The 19,486-nt window shown below is 67.7% G+C and carries 14 protein-coding genes; 5 read left to right on the plus strand and 9 right to left on the minus strand.

Going from position 1 to position 19,486, the window contains the following annotated elements:
• Nucleotides 1–700 (plus strand): bifunctional sugar-1-phosphate nucleotidylyltransferase/acetyltransferase (glmU, locus tag EH209_RS22205; RefSeq protein ID WP_343132697.1); only part of this gene is annotated, 700 nt, incomplete at its 5' end.
• Nucleotides 701–1,149: 449 nt separating this feature from the next.
• Here the strand turns inward: glmU and glmS are convergent.
• Nucleotides 1,150–2,964: a glutamine--fructose-6-phosphate transaminase (isomerizing) gene (glmS, locus tag EH209_RS22210; protein ID WP_126664994.1), complete on the minus strand. Its 1,815-nt coding sequence runs from the start codon at nt 2,962–2,964 to the stop codon at nt 1,150–1,152.
• 865 nt (nt 2,965–3,829) lie between these two features.
• On the opposite strand from glmS, the gene EH209_RS22215 reads away from it, so the two are divergent.
• Nucleotides 3,830–4,021 (plus strand): DUF5786 family protein, encoded by a 192-nt coding sequence (locus EH209_RS22215; RefSeq protein ID WP_126664995.1) that lies wholly within the window; start codon nt 3,830–3,832, stop codon nt 4,019–4,021.
• A 168-nt stretch (nt 4,022–4,189) separates the two neighbouring features.
• Here EH209_RS22215 and EH209_RS22220 read toward each other — a convergent pair whose 3' ends face one another.
• The 4 genes from EH209_RS22220 to EH209_RS22235 all read right to left on the minus strand — a co-directional run bounded on the left by EH209_RS22220 (nt 4,190) and on the right by EH209_RS22235 (nt 10,264).
• Nucleotides 4,190–4,888, minus strand: a complete 699-nt coding sequence (locus EH209_RS22220) for a helix-turn-helix domain-containing protein (RefSeq protein WP_126664996.1) — start codon at nt 4,886–4,888, stop codon at nt 4,190–4,192.
• Nucleotides 4,889–5,136: 248 nt separating this feature from the next.
• Nucleotides 5,137–8,328 (minus strand): bacterio-opsin activator domain-containing protein, encoded by a 3,192-nt coding sequence (locus tag EH209_RS22225; RefSeq protein WP_211338413.1) that lies wholly within the window; start codon nt 8,326–8,328, stop codon nt 5,137–5,139.
• 335 nt (nt 8,329–8,663) lie between these two features.
• Entirely contained in the window at nt 8,664–9,080 is a 417-nt protein-coding gene (locus EH209_RS22230) for a universal stress protein (RefSeq protein ID WP_126664998.1), read from the minus strand.
• Between the two features lie 74 nt (nt 9,081–9,154).
• Entirely contained in the window at nt 9,155–10,264 is a 1,110-nt protein-coding gene (locus EH209_RS22235) for a DUF354 domain-containing protein (protein ID WP_126664999.1), read from the minus strand.
• Between the two features lie 436 nt (nt 10,265–10,700).
• Here EH209_RS22235 and EH209_RS22240 point away from each other — a divergent pair, with 436 nt between their 5' ends.
• Nucleotides 10,701–11,672, plus strand: a complete 972-nt coding sequence (locus EH209_RS22240; RefSeq protein WP_126665000.1) for a glycosyltransferase — start codon at nt 10,701–10,703, stop codon at nt 11,670–11,672.
• A gap of 105 nt (nt 11,673–11,777) precedes the next feature.
• On the opposite strand, the gene EH209_RS22245 is transcribed toward EH209_RS22240, so the two are convergent.
• The 4 genes from EH209_RS22245 to EH209_RS22260 form a co-directional block, all read right to left on the minus strand.
• The gene (locus tag EH209_RS22245) at nt 11,778–12,752 is read right to left on the minus strand and encodes an NAD-dependent epimerase/dehydratase family protein (protein WP_126665001.1); all 975 of its coding nucleotides are present in this window, start codon (nt 12,750–12,752) and stop codon (nt 11,778–11,780) included.
• Nucleotides 12,749–13,690 (minus strand): hypothetical protein, encoded by a 942-nt coding sequence (locus EH209_RS22250; RefSeq protein WP_126665002.1) that lies wholly within the window; start codon nt 13,688–13,690, stop codon nt 12,749–12,751. Before EH209_RS22250 ends, EH209_RS22245 begins: the two co-directional genes overlap by 4 nt.
• The gene (locus tag EH209_RS22255; protein WP_126665003.1) at nt 13,687–14,790 is read right to left on the minus strand and encodes a Gfo/Idh/MocA family protein; all 1,104 of its coding nucleotides are present in this window, start codon (nt 14,788–14,790) and stop codon (nt 13,687–13,689) included. The genes EH209_RS22250 and EH209_RS22255 overlap by 4 nt, the downstream gene beginning before the upstream one ends.
• Nucleotides 14,791–14,913: 123 nt before the next feature.
• Nucleotides 14,914–15,873 (minus strand): polysaccharide deacetylase family protein, encoded by a 960-nt coding sequence (locus EH209_RS22260; RefSeq protein ID WP_126665004.1) that lies wholly within the window; start codon nt 15,871–15,873, stop codon nt 14,914–14,916.
• A 295-nt stretch (nt 15,874–16,168) separates the two neighbouring features.
• Between EH209_RS22260 and EH209_RS22265 the strand changes: the two genes are divergently transcribed.
• Together EH209_RS22265 and EH209_RS22270 are read left to right on the plus strand one after the other, a co-directional pair.
• Entirely contained in the window at nt 16,169–17,761 is a 1,593-nt protein-coding gene (locus EH209_RS22265) for an alkaline phosphatase family protein (protein ID WP_126665005.1), read from the plus strand.
• A gap of 272 nt (nt 17,762–18,033) precedes the next feature.
• The gene (locus EH209_RS22270) at nt 18,034–19,257 is read left to right on the plus strand and encodes a GNAT family N-acetyltransferase (RefSeq protein WP_126665006.1); all 1,224 of its coding nucleotides are present in this window, start codon (nt 18,034–18,036) and stop codon (nt 19,255–19,257) included.
• The last annotated feature ends 229 nt before the right edge of the window (nt 19,258–19,486 follow it).

Genomic DNA, 19,486 nt, shown 5'->3' on the forward strand with positions numbered 1-19,486 from the left:
CGGCGCCTACGCCTTCCCCGAACGCGCCCGCGAGTGGCTCGAGGTCCCCGAAAGCGAGCGCGGCGAACACGAGATCACCGACGTGCTCGCGAAAGTGCTCGACCGGTTCGCGGTGACACCGATCGCCCTCGATCAGTGGCTCGACGTCGGCCGACCCTGGGAACTCCTCGAGGCCAACGAGTGGAAGCTCGCCAATCTCGACCGGCGGATCGACGGCCGGGTCAGCGACGACGCCCACCTCGAGGGCGATGTGGTCGTCGAACAGGGGGCGACGGTGAAACCGGGAACCGTCATCGAGGGACCGGTCCTGATCCGCTCGGGTGCGACCGTCGGACCGAACGCCTACGTCCAAGGCGCCACGCTGATCGGCGAGGGCGCGTCGGTCGGCAACGCTGTCGAGATCGAGAACAGCGTTCTCTCATGCGACACCTCGGTCAGCCACCTCTCGTACGTCGGCGACAGCGTCCTCGGGCGCAACGTCAACTTCGGCGCCGGGACGACGGTCGCGAACCGACGCCACGACGGGGCGATCGTCGAACTCTCCGTCAAGGGCGAGCGCGTCCCGACGGGGCGACGCGAGTTCGGCGTCGTCGCCGGCGACGGCGCCAAGACCGGTATCAACTCGAGTCTGACCCCCGGGCTGAAACTCGCCGCGGGAGCGACGACGCGGCCCGGCGAGGTCGTCGAACGCGACGGGTAGCGCGACGCGAACCGCCGGTCCGTCGCGTCGATCCTGTCGACAGCGTCCGAACGGCGGGATGGGCACCGGAACCATCGGTAGCAAGTGGGGGCTTTATACCACGGCGAATAGCTAGATCGGATGGAGGGAGTCGATCAGATCCGATACGATCGCGGCAGTCCCCTCCAGCGCGGTTCCGACGGTTCGAGTGCGGGTCGCGGGCTGGAGCCCGACGACGCCGCTCGGAGCCGAAACTATGGGGGTGGTTTCGGTTCCCGCGGCCTCGTCGACTCGTACTCGGTACTCACGCGTTCGATCCGAGAGCAGCAGGTACGACGCGGCCCGGTCGGTTTTCGATTTTCGGTTTTTGCGTATTCGGACGCGCGACGTTCAGCTACTCGAACTCGAGTCCATCGGACGGAGACGGTCCGGGACAGAAAAAACGAATGGCGGTCGGCCTCGACCGCGGGTTATTCGACGGTGACGCTCTTCGCCAGGTTGCGTGGCTTGTCGATCGGTCGGTCGAGGAGGTCGGCCGCGTAGTAGGAGACGAGTTGCAACTGGACGTTCGCGAGCAGTCCCGCGAGGTCGGCGTCGGTCTCCGGGATCTCGAGGTGGGCATCCGCGACGTCGACGGCCCGGTGGTCTTCGGGGCAGACGGCGACCACGGGCGCGCCGCGGGTCTGCGCTTCCTCAGCGTTTTTCAGCGTCTTCTCGTCCTCCTGACCGGTGAAAATCGCGAAGACCGGCGTGTCGGGCGTCACCAGCGCCAGCGGGCCGTGTTTGAGCTCGCCCGAGGCGAACCCCTCGGCGTGCTCGTAGGTGATCTCCTTGAACTTCAGCGCGCCCTCGAGGGCCACCGGGAAGCCGAGTCCGCGGCCGATGAAGAAGTACGACCGGCTATTGTGGTAGCGCTCGGCGATCGCCTCGGCGTCGGTCTCCGCGAGCAGGTCGTCGAGCGCGTCGGGCATCGCGGCCAGTTCAGCCAATAGGGTATCGAGGTCGGCCGGCGGTTCGCCGTGGCGGTCGGCGGCGATGCGCTGGCCCAGCAGCGTCAGCATGACGGCCTGGGAGGAGAACGTCTTCGTCGCGGCGACGCCGATCTCGGGGCCGGCGCGGATGAACAGCGCCTCGTCGGCCTCGCGAGCGGCGGTCGAACCGACGACGTTCGTGACCGTGACGGTCATCGCTCCCTCAGCCTTGGCGTGGCGCAGGGCGTTTAACGTGTCCGCCGTCTCGCCGCTCTGGGTGACCGCGACCACGAGCGTGTCGTCGTCGATCGGCGGCGCCGAGACGCTGTACTCGTTCGCCAGCAGGGCGGTCGACTCGACGCCGGCCTGTTTCAGCGCGAGCGAGCCGTACAGCGCGGCGTGGTAGGAGGTTCCACAGGCGATGAACTGGACGCTATCGATATCCGTGAACGTTCCGGGCTCGACGTCCGCGAGCGCGATCCGGCCGTTCTGGGTGTCGATCCGCCCCTCCAGGGCCTGACCCAGGGCGGTCGGCTGCTCGTGGATTTCCTTCAGCATGAAGTGGTCGTACTCGCCCTTCCCGGCCTGCTCGGGGTCCCATTCGACGGTCTCGGGTTCGCGCACGATCGGGTCTCCGTCGAGGTCGGTGAACTCGACGCCGTCGTCGTCGACGATGACGACGTCGCCGTCCTCGAGGTAGACGACGCTATCGGTGTACTCGAGGAAGGCGGGAACGTCGCTGGCGAGGAAGTACTCGCCGTCCTCCATGCCGACGACCAGCGGCGATCCCTGTCGAGCGGCGTAGAGGACGTGTTCGCCGGAGAGCATCGCCGTGACGGCGTAGCTTCCCTCGAGTTCGTCGATGGCGCGGCGGAAGGCCGCCTCGTTGTCCATCCCCTCGTCGAGATAGAACTGGATGAGATGGGGGATGACCTCGGTGTCGGTGTCGCTGGTGAACTCGTGGCCGTAGTCAGCCAGTTCGGACTTGAGCTCGGCGTAGTTCTCGATGATGCCGTTGTGGACGACGGCGACGTCTTTCGTCTCGTCGGTGTGCGGGTGGGCGTTCTCGTCGGTCGGCGGGCCGTGGGTACTCCAGCGCGTGTGTCCGATCCCGACCGAGCCCTCGAGCGGCGTGTCGTCGATCGACTCACGCAGCTCGTCGACCTTGCCGGAGCGCTTTTCGACGTTGATACCCGATCCGTTCTGGACGGCGATGCCGGCCGAATCGTAGCCGCGGTACTCGAGGTTCTCGAGGCCGGTCAACAGCGATTCGAAGGCGTTTCCGTCGCCGACGCGGCCGATGATTCCACACATCGACGGTCACCCCCCGTACGGTCGTCCGGGAGCGCGGCTCCCCCGGAACGCCACAGCAGTTATCGAACGGGACGTCGCAGTTGCGGAGACGGGAGATCGAACGGCCGCTCGCGATAGCGCCATCGATCGGTGCGCTTCCGGGGCGACTGTTCGAGACGGCGGGCGGTACACGGACATATTGCATCCCTTCCCAGCAGCACTCATTACTATAGACGGGCTACTGGAAGCGGTAGTTGACGGGTAACAGTCGACCTCGGCGCTCCCTCCCCGATATACGAATTCGGGACACTCATCGATTTGGTCATGTTTCGAACATGTCCGTGCAATTCGAGCAGAAAAACCGACGATAATTCGTCCGAAACCGAGTTCTATAACCAGTATGTCAACCAAACAACAAACAATTACTGCGTACAGAACCGCAACCGAACAGGCGAACTGAGACCGACGAAAACTACACGGAACGCGCCGCCGGTAGCGGCTTCGGATCACGGGCTCGCGGAGACTCACGAGAGAGCACGATCGGGTCCCCTACTGATAGCGGGGGTCGTAAAGGAAACACTATCGAGAATGAATCGATCGACCGGGACCTCCGGTTCCCGGTGTAGCCGGTCCGTTCTCCCCGTCGACACCCACCACGCGACGAGATCCCGCGGACTCCCCAGCGCGCAACCCGAGACAGGAACCGACCGGTGAACACACCGGGGTTCCGGTCGAAATCGCCGGCAGGCGCGGCGGCGGCGGCGGTCCGGAAACGCGGTCGGGCGACCCGGGTGGCGCTGTCACGTCGGCGACCCGAAATGTGGGGATTCGCCGCGGGGACACATCGAATCGGCACACCTTTGGTAGTCGCTGGTGAAGTGAGTGTATGGGTTTTGGTAGCTACGACGAATCCGAGCAACAGCAGCAGACGGCGGACGACGAGGACGATGTCGAGGCCGTCAACGTCCACGAAAACGATCACGACGGACAGCTGTCGTTCGAGTCCGACGCCTCGACCGACGAGCTCGTCTCGCAGCTCGGCTCGATGAAAGACGACGACGACGAGACCGAGGAATAAGACTCGAGGATCGGCGGGGAGCGACGACGAACGGGGCCGGGTCGGCGAGCGGACCCGATTCGAAGCCGAATTTTCTCATTTCGTGCGCGCGTATCGCGACCGATCGGTTCGACAGGAGACCAGAATAGAATACGTAGCTGCCGGCTCAGTACGAGACGGAGCGACGGCTCAGCAGAGTTTCGACGCGCAGAGTTCGCCGATCGCACGACGGAGCCGCTGGGAGACCGCGGACTTCGAGACGCCGAGTCGGTCGGCCAGTTCGTCCTGGGAGATGCCGCGGGGAACGTCGAAGTAGCCCTCCTCGTGGGCGACGGCCAGCAGTTCCTCCTGTTTTTCCGTCAGAGCGACGACGCAGTCGTCCTCGTCGTCGGAGAGTCGCAGGTGGTCGACCGTAACCGAGATGTCGCGGTCGCGGCAGTGGTCGTTGAACGAGACGAGATCGTCCCGGTTCGGGAACTGGAGCTGGACGCGCCAGCCGTCGCGGGAACTCGAGAGGTCCAACAGTCGGCCGCCGACTTCGGCCGTCGCCGCGATGAACGTCACCGCTCGGTCGGTGAGTTCGACCCGGTAGACGCGCCGGTCGGGGTAGCGGTCCGCGAGCACCGGATCGGCGACCGTCGGGTCGAGCTCCAACGCCGACTCGAAGTCCTCGAACGACTCGCCGGAGACGCTACAGAAAACGAGCGTCCGGCCCGTGCTGAGGGTGGTCCAGTACTCGGGCTCGACGGTGACGTCGGTCGCTCGGCGAAGGGTCGGGCGCAGGAACAGCGACGAGTGGTCGAGGCGGAGTTGGGTGACGATGCCGCCGTCGGCCTCCGACCGAATTCCCGTGTGGTCGTCCTCGTATTCGGTGACGTCGATGCTCACAGGTCGATCCCTCCTGCCGGATACCGGCTGTAATTCCTCGTTACCGCGAACTCGCTCATCGACTACTGAATTCGGCCGCGAGTACATGGTGGTAGACGCTATACACGGAACCGGCGCCGGCGAGACCCCCTATATCTATTCACGCGTCGTCGTTCCTGAACGTTAACCGGCGGAAGAAATAGCGCCTTACACACCGATTCGCCGATTTGAGCCGCAGTAAGCCGCTAATACCCACACGGGTTTTGATACTATTCCTCGGCGGCGTCGGGTCGCTCGTCGAACAGCAACGCGAAGACCTTCCGCTGGGCCAGCCGCAGGTGGCGGCTGAACGTCGGCTGGGAGACGCCGAGCGAATCGGCGATCTCCTCGCCGGTGCTCTCGCGGGGCCACTCGAAGAAGCCGCCGTAGTAGGCGGTCTCGAGGGTTCGAAGCTGTCGCTCCGAGAGCCGCGTGCGGAGTTCGGCGTCGAATGCGCGGGCGGGCTGGACCGACCGGTCACGCTCCCGGCGGGCGACCAAGTTCGCCCCCGGCTGGCGGCGTTCGATCAGGCGGACGAACGACCGGACGTCGACCGTGCTCGAGAGGTCGACGACGAGCCGGGTGCGGTCGTCGACCGGGACGACGGAGCGCAACACGCCGCCGTGCTCGGCGAGGGTGGTGGCGAGCGTCGACGTCGTGAGGACGAGTTCGAGCAGCGACGCGTCCGGTCGCTCGCCGACGATCCGTCCGGATTCGACGCCCGACACCGGTTCGACGGCCGCCCGGAGCGCGTCCTCGGTGACGTCGGTCGCGGTACAGAACACCGTCGAACCGGACGACGATCGCGGGACGACGGTCTCGACGTCGAGTCGGCGATCGAGTCGGTGACCGACGGCCGACAGGGGCTCGTCGGTTCCCTGCAGGACGATTTCGAGTTCGGTGACGCGCTCGGAGAGCAGCGCCCGTTTGCGCTCGACGGCGGCGATCGCGTGGCTGGCGACCGTCGCGAGGTGGGTACAGACCGCCCGCATGGCGTCGTCGAACGCCGCCGGCTGCTCGGCGTAGACGGTGAGGGTGCCGTAACAGAAGTCGTCGATCGCCAGCGGAACGCTCAGCGCGGATCGAAACTCGCGTTCGGCGGTCCGACGGTCCCACGCCTCGGTCGCGTCGGCGGCATCGACGTCCGCAGCAGCGATCGGCTCAAGCGCCGTCGCCGCTCTCGCGGTCGGATGCGTCGACTCGTCGCCGTCCATCGGGACCGACATCGACTCGATCGCGTCGCCGTTCCGCCCGGCCCAGGCGTCGGGCGAAATGTGGTCGGAACCCGCCGAGACGTCGCCGATCCAGGCCAGGTCGATCGTGCCGGGGGCCTCGTCGAACGAGAGGGAAACGAGTGCCTCGCAGAGCGAGGACTCGATCTCGCGGCGCGTCTCGCCGGCGAGCAGCGTCCGCTCGATCTCGCGGAGCCGACGACAACGGTCGACGACGGACTCGAGGCGTTCGAGCTCCGTCCGACACGATCGCGCCGCCGCCGCGCCCTCGAGGGCCTCGAGGGCCGTCGCGGCCGCGTCGACGACGATCTCGAGCGGGAGTCGGTCGCGCTTCCCGAAGGCCATCGGCTCGGTGCTCGTCGCGAGCACCACGCCGCGGTCCCCGAATGGGACGGCGACGACCCGTTCGGCTCTGATTCCGGCGTTTTCGAGCACGGACTCGAGTTCCGAGCGATCGAAGGCGACGGCCGGTCCGCCCGCGTCGGTTCCGGTCTCGAATCCGGGCTCGTCCTCGGTCGCGGTCTCGGCCTCGGCGAGGTGCTCGAGCAGCTCGGTCTCGTCGGGATCGATCGGCGGCAGATCGACCGAACCGGCGGCCGACGCCGTTTCGACCGCCGCCGGTCTGAGACGCTCGTCCTCCCGGAGATACCACGCGGCGAGGTCGGCGCCCGCACAGGTCAGCGCCGCGTTGACGGTCGCCCGCCGAACGGCGGCCGGCGAGTCGGCGGCCCGGATCGTCGCGACCGTCTCCCCGACGGTCGACAGCGCGGCCGCCGCCGAACGGCGCCTGTCACGGACGACGCAGAGGACTCGATCGTCCGAAAGCGGCGTCACGAAGACGTCGACCGCCCGTCCGTCGAGAGTGAGCGTCCCCGAAACCGGCTCCATCCACCTGGCGACCGTCGCCGACGCCCGTTCGCGAACCGCCGCGGCGAGCTCGGGGTCGAAGAGCGCGTCCAGTTCCCGGCCGACCAGCGGCTCCGCGTCGGGCGACGCGAAGAGGCCGGCGCTGGCGAAGCGGATCGTCGATCCCTCGAGCACGACGAGTCCGTCCTCGACGGCGTCGACGACCGACTCGAGGAGGTCGAGCCGCTCGCGGTCGACGGGAGAGGCCGCGGCGTCCGCCTCGCGCGCGTACACGGTGACGCCGTCCCCGCCGGGATGGACGGACACCGACAGCCGGGTCTCGAGCGAGGGATACGGGGTCTCGAAGGAGACGATCCGCTCCGTCGCGGCCGCCTCCTGGAGCCGTTCGGCGAACCGGCCGCGAACAGCGTCGTCGAGGAGGTCCCAAACGACGGTTCCGGTCTCGGCCGCTCCGTCGGCGTCGAACAGTCGGTCGGCGGCCGCGTTGGCGTAGCGGAGCTCCCAGGCCGGTCCGAGGGAGAACACCGGCTCGTCGAACCGGTCGAGCGCCTGTCGAGCGGGGTCGTCCGGTTCCCGGGCCAACGCGGCCTCGAGCGTGCACACGAGCCCGTTGACGTCGGGGTCGCCGAGCCGGTTGGTACAGCGCAGATCGTAGACGTTCCAGGTTCCGTCGGCGTGACCGAGCCGGACGGTCTCGCGCTCGGTCGCCCCGAACGCGGCCGCCGCCGCGGTCTCGAGGAGGTCGGTCGCCGACTCGCGATCCTCGGGGTGGACGAGTCGCGCCAGCGGCGTCCGCTCGAGTTCGGTCGGCGCGTACCCCAGCCGCGGCTCGACCGCCGAACTGACGCGCTCGAGGTCGCCGTCCGCGTCGACCACCCAGACGAGCGCCTCGGAGCGCTCGAGCAGCGACCCGTCGCGACGGTCCGGCGTGGTCTCGAGACGGGAGCGATCGGCCAGGTTCTTGACCCGCGTCGCGACGAGCGGCGGCGGATCGTCGGCTTCGACGACGTCGGTCGCGCCCGCCTCGAGGGCTGCTTCGGCGGCCGCGCCGTCGACGACGGCGACGACGGGGACCTCGCCGTTCCGGTCGCGAACGGCCGCGAGCGGCGACGGATCGGCCCCCGCCTCGAACGGACAGACGACGCAGTGGATCTCGAGTTGCGCGAGCCGCTCGACGGCGGTCGCGAGCGTCCGCTCCCTGACGATCGAAATCGACTCGAGCTGCGAGGAGAGGGCGTCCGTCGCGGCGTCGATTCGCCGCGCGTCGCCGACGACGAGCACCCGGAGGACATCGCCGGCGACGGTCGCGGTCCCGCCGCTCATCGTCCGATCGCCTCCGCTGGCGAACGCCGGGGACGCGGCTGGGCAAAACCGACCTGGAGCGGCCGGCGGCACGGTCGATCGGCCGCCGGGCGCCCGCGACTCGTCGGAAACCGTACGGCCACGATAGCGCGGGATTCAGGGTCGCGGTGGTTAATTATCGATTCCGTACCCGGAGTATAATCCGTCATTAGCGGCGGGTCGACCGCCCAGCCCTCGGCGAACGACGGACGAAAGTCGTCCCGAGGGGAGCTACCTCGAGCGATCGGAGTAGCTGTCGGACGAGATGCCCACTGTCGAGCGGAACGCCGCGGGCGTTCTCGAACGAGGCGATACGACTACTCTCGAACGGTGACGACCGGAACCGGCGCGTTCCGGACGACCTCCTCGGCGACGCTGCCAGTGACCAGGTGATCGAGTCCCGAGCGGCCGTGGGTCCCCATGACGATCAGATCGATTGCGTTCGTCTCAGCGACGTTGACGATCTCCTCCTGTGGGACGCCGTGACGGACGACGGTAGACGTCTCGACCCCGCGAGACTCGGCGGTCCGTTCGGCCTCCTCGACGGCCTCGTTGGCCTCTGCCTGGTGGTCCGTCCGCATCTCGTCCTGTTTATCCGTCGCCTGGGGGCCGTCTTCGGACACCGAGAGGAGGTGGAGTTTGGCTCCGAGTTGGCTGGAGAGTTCGATCGCGTGTTCGGTCGCCCGACGAGCGGCGTCGCTCCCGTCGGTCGCGAGCAGAATGTTCTGATACATCGTGTGGCTGAACAGTCAACGGACAGGCAGTTACATATCGCACTTGCCGTTGCCGGCCAAGCGTTACGACCGCCTCAGTGCTGCGGCTGCTCGCGCCGTTTGGGCTGTAACGCGCCGCGGGTCGGCGAACTGAGCTGGTCGATAGCGCCGCGGGACAGGGCGACCTCGACGAGCAGATCGGAGAGGTTCACCAACTCGGCGACGTACTCCTGGCGACGGCGCTCCCAGCGTTCGCCCGCGCCGTCGTCCGTGAGGATCTCGATCGAGCGGTCGCGAACCGCGGCGTAGTCGTCGAACTGCTCGGCGAGGCCGGCGCGCTCGAGTTCCTGAAATTCGCCGTACTCGTGGTCGTCGGTGCCTCGGAAGCGGAACGCGGGCGTGCCCAGGAGCGCGGCTTCGTTGACCATCGTCCCCGTGTCCGCGACCAGCAGGTCGGCCTCGGCCATCGCGTCGTGGATCATGGCGGGGTGGAGGTCGTACGGCCGCGCGGGGAGTTCGCGGAGGTCCATCTCGTCGCCCTCGTCGGAGACGAAGACGGTCGCGTGCTCGCTCAGGCGCTCGATCAGATCGCGGCGCTGCTCGGGGCGGAATCCCTCGAGGTCGGTGTCGTGGAGAGCGTCGAGGGCATTGAACCGGACGAGGACGTACGGCTCGTCCGGATCGACGCTGAGGAACTCCCGGACGTTCGCGTCCGGCTCGAACACGTCGGGGTGGAGGTACGAACACTCAATGAACCCCTGAAAGGTGTAGTGGTCGTCGCCGAGGTCGCGCCGCGTGACGGCGGGTGAGAGAATGCAGTCGGCGAAGGGCCGGGAGACGGTGTGGTTGAAATCGCCCGGCTCGTCGTCGAGGACGAGGACGACCGGCGTGCGGGTCAGCGTTCCCGCGTACGCGGCGTAGGGGCCGCGACCGAAGACCACATCCGGATCGAACCGCAGCGCCTCGCGACCGATCGTGTAGAACTGGCCGCCGAGCTCGCGGGCGAACCGCGCCGTCGAGTAGCCGTCGGTCTCGTGTTCGCCGTACACCCGATACGGCATACCGAAGAACTCGAGTAAGTCCGTCGTACAGGCGTACTCCCGAGTCAACACGAGCACGTCGTGTCCCGCGTCCTCGAGGCGGTCGACGGCGTGTCGGTACAGATGGACGTGTGCGGGCGTATTGGCAAAGACGAGGATCCGCATCGACAGAACGTAGCCCGGAGCGACGTTTTGTAATAGGACGGCTACGTCGATCGGGCCGACGATAGCGACGATCGTCGCCGTCGCGAGCCTCGGCGCGCGCTTTTCTCGGCGAAACGTGGCTCGCGGAGTGTGGGATACGGGGGAGGGGTGTGACGAGCGCGCGAAATCAGCGGTCGACTACCGATTCGACATCGATCCGGCTCTATCCAATGGACGGGTTCTGGCTGGGTGAACTGACGATTCTGAGTCGCGACAGCGCCCTGGAAAATATATAAGAGTAAGTGAATATAACCCGAGCGCTAGCGATCGTTTCGTCGTCGGGGACGGAATTCTCAGTCCGATTACCGGAGGTATACGACGATTGATCGAGCCCGCAACGCGGCTGACCGCTCTATAACAAAACGCCGCCGGTCGGTAGACTCGGGGAGAGTCGGCAATGGACGTCCTCACCCTCACGGCGAACGCCGACGCACCGTTTATGAACCAGCAGATGGCGGCGCTCGAGGAGCGCGGCGTCTCCTTTACGACGCTGCCGGTCGCCGGGGAGGTCGCCGCCGACGTCGACCGCAGTCCGATCGACTACCTCCGGACCGTCCCGGACGTGATCCGCGAGGCGGGCAACGGCTACGACCTGATCCACGCCCACTACGGGCTGACGGCGCCGATGGCCCTCGCCCAACTGCGCACGCCGGTTGTGCTATCGCTGTGGGGATCGGACGTTCACGGCCCGGTCAAACCGGTCAGCAGCGTCTGCGCGCCGCTTTGCGACGAGGTCGTCGTCATGTCCCGGGAGATGCGCGACGAACTCGGCCGCGACTGTCGGATCATCCCCGACGGCGTCGATCTGGATCGGTTTCAGCCCGAGCCCCGAGAGCGGGCTCGCCGAAAAGTGGGGTGGGACGACGTCGGCGACGCCTACCAGGTGCTGTTCCCCTATCCGCCCGAACGCGGGGTCAAGAACTACCCGCGGGCGAAGCGAATCACCAGCGCGGCCGACGACTTGCTCGAGCGACCGGTCGAACTCCGGACCGTCTACGGCGTCGATCACGACGCGGTTCCCGACTACATGAACGCCGCCGACGCGCTCCTGTTGACCTCCGACAGCGAGGGATCGCCCAACTCGGTCAAGGAGGCGCTGGCCTGCAACCTCCCCGTGGTCGCCCTTGACGTCGGCGACGTCCGGGAACGGCTGGCCGGCGTCGACCCCTCCCGCGTCGCGACCGACGACGCCGAACTGGTCGAGGGGCTGGTGGACGTCCTGCGGCGCGAGGAACGCTCGAACGGCCGCGAGGCCGCCCGCGAGGTGAGCATCGAACGGACTGCCGATCGGATGCTCGACGTCTACGAGACCGTCGCCGGCGAGCCGGTGACGACCCGGCCCGCTCGAGAGGCGCCGGAACTCGAGTGAGTCGCCGCTCCGAGGACGTACGATGGATCCTGGCAAAAGAAGCGGACGAAACTATTCTACCCGCCGTCAATCGCCGATAGCTGCCGGCTTCTCCGTTCGGCGCTCCTACGCCTCCGTCCGGTACCACTCGAGGGTCTCCGGCAGGTGGGCCTCGATCGGCCGGTACTCGTAGCCCAGTTCGGCCTGAGCCTTCCGCGAAGTGTAGAAGAGCCGCTCGGTCGCCAGCCGGGCCATCTGGCGGTCGAACGGGAACAGGCGCACGTCGGCGACGGCGCTGGCCGCCTCGGCGACCGGGCCGGCGGCGTGGATCGCCGTCGCAGGCACCTGGATCCGGGCTGGAGAGCCGTCAGCCGCGTTGGCGATCCGCGAGACCGCCTGCCGGTAGGTGAGGTTCTCGCCGCCGAGGATGTAGTGGTCGCCGCTGGCGCCGCGCTCGGCGGCCAGCAGCAGGCCGTCGACGACGTCCGAGACGCCGACGATGCTCAGCCCGCCCGGGAGGTAGGCGGGCATCGTCGGCTCGAGGCCCATCGACAGCAACTGGACGGTAAACTCCTCGTCGCCGGGGCCGAAGATCGACGTCGGGTGGACGGTAACGGCGTCGCCGCCGTCGGCGGCGTAGTCGTCGACCAGCCGCTCGGCCGCCGCCTTCGACTCCTGGTAGGCGCCGATCGGTTCGGTGACGTCGGTCTCGTCGGCGAACGCCGCGTCGCCCTCGGGCCGGCGGGTCCCGGACGTGCTCGTGAAGACGAGTCGCCCGCAATCGGCGTCCCAGCAGGCCGCGAGGACGTTCTCGGTGCCGTCGGCGTTGACCCGATAGACGGTCTCGGGGCCGGCGGTCCAGAGCCCGATTCCGGCCAGATGGAAGACGACGTCGGCGCCGTCGACGAGTTCGTGCAGCGTCGGAACGTCGAAGAGGTCGCCGACGTACCAGTCGATATCGGCGTCCGCGAGGTCGCCCCGGTCCGACGAGGGGCGGCTCAGGGCACGGACGTCCCAGCCGTCAGCGAGCAGCCGCTCGCAGAGGTGCGTACCGAGAAAGCCCGTCGCGCCGGTGACGGCGGCGGTCTTGCCGCCCGTCATCGCTGCTCGAGCTGTGGCGGAACGGCGTCGCCGGCCACTGCGGCGTACAGTCTGAAAGCGGTCGTGACGGCGGGGTGGGTATCGTCCCGCGGCGGCAGTTCGCCCTCGGGCAAGCGGCGTCTGAGCGCCGCGAGGTCGACCTCGGCGTCAGGATCGTCCGCGGCGCGTTCGAGGGAGATCGACGGCTCGTCGTCGCTGTGTATCCGCCGAAGCACGGGGTCTTCCTCGATCGATCGCTCGAGCAGCGACGAGCCGATCGCGTCGACCTGCGCCGTCGGCCCCGCGAACAGCGCGTCGGCCGCGACGGGGTCGCCGCTGTAGACGGTCGTCGCGTCCAGTACGGAGAGGGCCGGCTCGATAGCCTGCGTCGCCGCGACAGCGGTGGGATCGGCGTCGGCGACGCTGCTCACGAGCCGACCGAGCGCGCGGCTGCCGCCGGCGACGGGGCCGGCTTCGGTCGGCCGCAGCGTGGGCACGACGACGACGGTGCTCTCGACGAGCCGGTCGGGGACCGACACCGACACCTGCTCGTCGTCGACGGTGGCGATCATGTTGCGCCGGCCGCCGTCCGCGAGGTCGACGAGGTCGACGTCGAACTGGTCGGCAATGGCCGGATAGTCCAGGTAGGCGGCGGTCCGATCGAACGCGATCCGCTCGTCGCTCGCGCCTGCGATAGCGACGTCGGCGTCGGTCCAGGTCCCGAGCTGTCCGGCGATCGAGCCGACGACCGCGGGGTCGGTGACCATCCCCGACGACGGATGGAACGGGTAGTGGGCGTCGGGGACGAGCGCGATCCGGTCGGTCGCCGTCAGCGAACTCACGTAGGGCTCGAGGACGGCTCGAACCGGCGACTCGAGGGTCGCCAGCCGGCGGTCGACGTCGGGCGTCCAGCCGCCGTGACGGTCGGGGTCGTCGACACCGCTCACGTGGACGCTCACGGCATCACCTCCGGCGTCTCGATCTCGGCGTCGTCGTTCTCGGCGGCCAGTTCGTAGGCGGCCTCAGCGAGTTCCAGCGTCCGCCGGCCGTCGGCGCCGTCGACCGGGGGTGTCTCGTCGTTGCGGACGGCTTCACAGAAGTCTTCCAGCGCGTCGTAGTGGGCCTGTAGGTAGAAGGTGGGGCCGAAGACGTCGGGCTCGTCGCCGGTGAACCGGCTCGCGACATTCGACAGTGCGGACTTGGCCGCGCCCGCGTAGAAGTTGTCCCGGAGGTGGTCCCGGTTGCTGACCGTCCCCGTCACGCCCTCGAGGCGCAGTCGGGTGTTGACCTCGGGAAGCTGTTCCCACTGGTAGGTGCCGCAGTGAAGCGTGATCGTCGTCTCTGTCTCCGGCGCCCGGAGCAGGACGGTTGCGGCGTCCTCGGCGGGAATTTCGAGGGTCTGTCCCATCGTCGCGTCCCGGACCTCGAGGTCGCCGAACAGCCACTCGAGGACGTCGAAACAGTGGACGCCGAGTTCGATCAGCGAGCCGCCGCCGGCGGTGTCGGGGTCCATCGGCCACTCCGGGGGCGCCTCGTCGGCCGGCGGCTTCCCCAGCGGGTGGTCGTTGAGCCGCGTGATCGAAGCGTAAGGAACGTGGCCGACGCTGCCCTCGTCGTACTCGTCTTTCACGCCGGCCATGTCGGGCTGGTAGCGCAGCGTGTGGTCGACGCCGACGGCGATCCCCGCCTCTCGGGCCGTCTCGAGCATCCGGTCGGCTTCCTCGGTCGACCGCGCCATCGGTTTCTCGACGAAGACGTCGACGCCCTCCTCGGCGGCGCGTTCGACCGCGTCGGCGTGGAGAAACGGCGGGAGCGCGACGATCGCCGCGTCGAGGTCTTCGTGTTCGAGCAGCGTCGTGTAGTCGTCGTACGTCCGCGCCGCGCCGGCGCGATCGGCCCGGTCGCGGTTTTCCGGGACCGCGTCGGCCGCCGCGACGACCTCCACGCCGGGCATCGAAAGCGCCGACTTCAGGTGAACCATGCCGATGTTCCCGACACCGAGCACGCCGAGTTCGAACGCGCTCGAGTCGGTCCATCGACGCAGAACTGTCGGTGGCATCTGCCCGAAAAGGGGCCGGGAGCAGGCTTTGTTATCGTCGGCATACCTACGGTCCGAGGCCGGTAGCAGTCCCCTTCTCGCAACGTCCTCGCGGCGGTACCGCGACGGATCGATCGGTGTCGGTCAGTTCGAACTCACCGTCGCCTGGCCGTCGACGCCGGCGGCGGCGCCGTCGATTCCGGCCTCGCGCGATCGCCGGATGCGGCGCGCGACCTCGCCCATCGTTTCGACGGTGAGGTCGGTCTCCGAACGGCGGCGCTCGAGGTGCGAGAGGATCGACCGCATGCGCTGGTCGTCCCGCTCGCTCGTGAGGTTGTTCGGGTGGAGCCACATGTGGAAGACGCCGTCCGATCGAACCGCCTCGTCGATCCCGCGGCGGGCTAGTTCGAGCATGGGGTCCGTCCAGATCGACTCCGCGACGGTCCGAGCTGGTCCCTCGAAGCCGAAGAGGAACAGCGAGGCCGGCACGTTGACCAGCCCGTGTTCGTCGGTTCGGGGGGTGGTCACCAGCGACTGATCGCGGATCGTCGAGTCGAAGACGCCGCGGACGCCGTCCCGGGTCGGCGACCGACCGCGGTACGCCGAGACGCCGTACTCGGCCAGCACGTCCCGGTGGCCCACGTCGTTGCGCGGGTAGACGAACGAGTCGATCGACTCGCCCCACTCGGCGGCGATTTCGGTGGCTCGATCGAGCTCCGCGGCGGCGAGTTCCCGGTCCGTCTTCGGATCCCCGAAGAGGACGTGTGAGAAGGTGTGACTGGCGAGTTCGTGGTCGGCGTCGGCCTCGAGAACGCCCTCGACGAGGTCGGGGCCGAACCGGAGGTCCTCCCGGTCGGCCCACGCGCCGCGTTCGCGGTCGAACCAGCCCGGCGGCGCGGGATGATCCTCGTGAACGCCGTCGCAGGACTCGAGCATGAGGTGACCGACGACGGCCCACGTCGCCGGAACGTCGAACTCGTCTAGCAACTCGAGCATCACCGACCAGCCGCGACGGCCGGACTCGACGCGGTTGGCCGGCGGCTCCGGAAGGTCGTGGAAGCCCCAGCCGAGTTCGGCGTCGAGGGAGACGACGACGCTACCCACGGCACCCACCACCAGCAGCCACTTGGATGCGTCTCATATACGATTCCTGATGAACGAACCGTTTTGTTATGGATCACCTGTACGGGCGACGAGGGGACATAACGGTGCGTGTATGGTGCAAGTACACAAGCGACACATGAGAAACTGGCGCCGAACGCGACGCCGGGAATTCGACAGCGAACCGACCGTATCAGCCGAGTATCAGGCCGAATACTGGTGAAATCTCCCCATAACAAAGCACTGATCCAGTCATTCCCAGGACAGCAGGCGTCTTCGACGTCACACCTATCCAATCATGAGCAGGTCTTCCCCGACAGCCGAGCGCGCATTCGTGCTCGGGTTCGACGGCGTACCGTGGAGACTGATCGACCAATGGAGCGAGGAGGGCGAGCTCCCGAACTTCGCTCGGATGCGCGAGGAGGGCGCCGCCGGGACCCTCGAGAGCACCCAGCCCGCGACGACGCCGCTGGCGTGGCCGTCGATCGCGACCGGCGTCTGGCCGGACAAACACGGCGTCTACGGCTTCCAGAATCTCTCGTCGGACTACACCCACGAGATGTACACCAGCCACGACATCGAGCAGCCGACCCTCTGGGAGCAGGTCACGCCGGCCCACGTCGGCAACGTCCCAATGACGTATCCGGCCCAGGAGATCGACGGCACGATGGTCACCGGGATGATGACGCCCTCGACCGAGAAGCAGTACGCGCACCCGCCTGACCTCCAGGACGAGATCGAGGCGCGGATCCCCGACTACGACATCAGCCTCGACTACCCCGACTACGCCGACCGCCTCGACGAGTTCGAGGTCGCCGTCGACGAAATGCTCGAGAAGCGCCGCGAGCTGATGAACCTCCAGATAGCGAAGGCGGGCGACGACTGGCGGCTGTTCTTCTTCGTCTTCACCGCGCCCGACCGCTTCCAGCACCTCATCTGGGACATGGACCGGCTGCTGGCCCACTACAAGAAACTCGACGAGGTCCTCGGCGAAGTGATGGAGTACACCGACGAACACGACGCCGACCTCTACGTCGTCTCCGACCACGGGTTCGGGCCGATCGAGGAACTGGTCTACGTTAACACCATCTTGGAGCAGGACGGCTACCTCTTCGAACAGGAGGACGAGGGGACTCGCGGCGCGCTCGCGAGCCTGGGGATCTCTCGAGACCGCATCACCGACGCGCTCAACCGGGTCGGGATCTCCGAGGAGAAGATCGTCTCGACGCTGCCCCGGTCGCTCGTCGACACGGTCGCCGAGCAGATCCCGGGCGATCACGCCCTCTACGACGTCGACTACGACCGAACCGTCGCGTTCGTCCACGGCGCGGGCTGTCTGTACGTCAACGACACCGAGCGCTTCGAGAAGGGCGTCGTCGATCCGACCCAGATCCCCGCGCTGAAGACCGAACTGACCGACCTGCTCGAGTCCGCCACCGACGACGACGGCCAGCAGATGCTGCGGGTGCTCGACGGCGACGAACTGTTCCCGACCGACGACGAAGCGCCCGACCTGATCGTCATCGGGAAGGGCGTCTACGAGGCGCGCAACGCGCTCACCGACTCGGTGACCGGCGACACCGGCACCTACGACGCCAGTCACCGCAAGGAGGGGATCGTCCTCTGTCGCGGCCCCTCGATCGACGCCGGCGCGGAGCTGCGGGGCGCTCGCGTCGTCGACATCGCGCCGACCCTGCTCCACGGGATCGGCGAACCCGTCCCGAAAAACGCCGACGGCCGCGTCCTCTTCGACGCCTTCGACGAGGACGCGATCCCCGCGTCGACGAAAGTCGAGCGGACCGGCGTCTCGAAGGAGGATCGCGACGGCGACGTTGACGACGACTTCGACGACGTCGAGGACCGGTTGAAGGGCCTCGGTTATATGGAATGAACGGTCTCGACTCGAGACGGTGCCGCGATCGAATCGGCGTCGGAACCGGACGGCGGCTCGCGGCATCGTGACCGAGGAAATGCGCCACGTTTTGATCGGAGCCTTCGACACACTGTCGGGTAAGCGAACACAGTCTCGTGACTGACACCGGTCAACGCTCGTTACCGACGGCCTGTAGCGTATTCAGGCTCAATCTCTTTTGGTCCGTCTCTTGAAATAGCAGTATCGAGCGCGTCGGGACGGCGACCGTCACCGGCGCGTCGGTTCCGTCCATGAAAGATCTGACATCGAAGCCTTCGACGTCGTCGTGTCGGGTTCGCCCCTTCGAGCCGAGCGATCGGGCGCCGCTGCTGGGGCTGTACGAGCAGGTGTTCGGCCGGGAACGAAGCGTCGACTGGTTTCGCTGGAAGTTCGAGGACAACCCCTACACCGACCACGTGCCGATCGTCGTCGCCGAACGAGGCGGCGATATCGTCGGCTGTCGGGCGTTTTTCGCCCAGGAACTACGCATCGACGGGACCGAACGGATCGCGTTCCAGCCCTGCGATACGATGGTCCACCCGGACCACCGCAACGAGGGGCTGTTCAGCCGCATGAACGAGTACGCCCTCGAGCGGTACGCCGGCGCCGACGGCCCGCCGGCCTGTTGTTTCAACTTCCCGAACGAGAACTCCAAACCGGGGAACCTCAAACACGGCTGGCGGGAGATCGGGACCGTCCCGGTCTACTACCGGCCTCAGGACCCTATCGGGAGCGTCAGAGCGTTGACCGACGGCGAGGACGGCCGCGACGAGAGCGGCGGCTTCGATCGCACGCGCGACGAGGAGTGGGTCGTCACCGACGAGTTCGGTCCGGACGTCGACCGGGATCTGCCCGACGGCCGCGAGTCGTCCGAAGACGCCGAGACGAGCGTCGCGGACGCGCTCGCCGACGTGGTCACCAGTTCCCAGCAGGCCGGCGACCGACTGGTCACCGACGCCGACGGCGAGTTCGACGTCGTCCGGTTCGAGACGCCGCCCCCGGACGTCCTCGAGTCGATCTACCGCCGGTCGATCCCGCCGGGGATCCACACGAACCGGACCGCCAAGTTCTACCGGTGGCGGTGTTCGAATCCGGCCCACACCTATGCGGCGTACGTCGCGGTGCGGGACGGCGAGACGCCCGTCGCCGCGCTGATCTGCTCGGACGTCGACGAACACCTGCGGATCGTCGAGACCCTGCCGCGGGAGATCGAGGCCGAGGCGACGGCGATCGACCGCCTGCTGGCGGCGGTCCTCGCGGACCGGTCTGACAATCACTACGTCACCGCCTTCGGGGAGACGCTGCCGTCGCCGATCCAGTACCGGTTCTACCCCGACACGCGCTTCCCGCTGTCGACGCTGATTCGACCGAGCGCGCGGACGCTCCTGGCCCGGGACTTCGGCGGCGCCCGCGCGATCGAGGAGACGGCGGTGGACGACTGGACGCTCTCGCGGCTCGATCTGGATACCTCCTGACCGGTCGCCCGTCGGCGCGGGCAGACGCGAGCGAGGCTCTCGTGCGCTGCGCTCGGTAGCCTCGCGACCGCCCGATTCGGTGCCGTGATACGCCGTCCCGTACCGCGGTTTGCCGACCGTTCGTATTCGTGTGATCCCGAACGAAATCTCGGTCGTTCGGTGCCCAACCGGGTATCCGTCCGACTGTATTTCTCGAAAAGCTACCATTCATTCGACAAGAAAGCTTATA

This window comes from Haloterrigena salifodinae (assembly GCF_003977755.1).
GTDB classification, from domain to species: domain Archaea; phylum Halobacteriota; class Halobacteria; order Halobacteriales; family Natrialbaceae; genus Haloterrigena; species Haloterrigena salifodinae.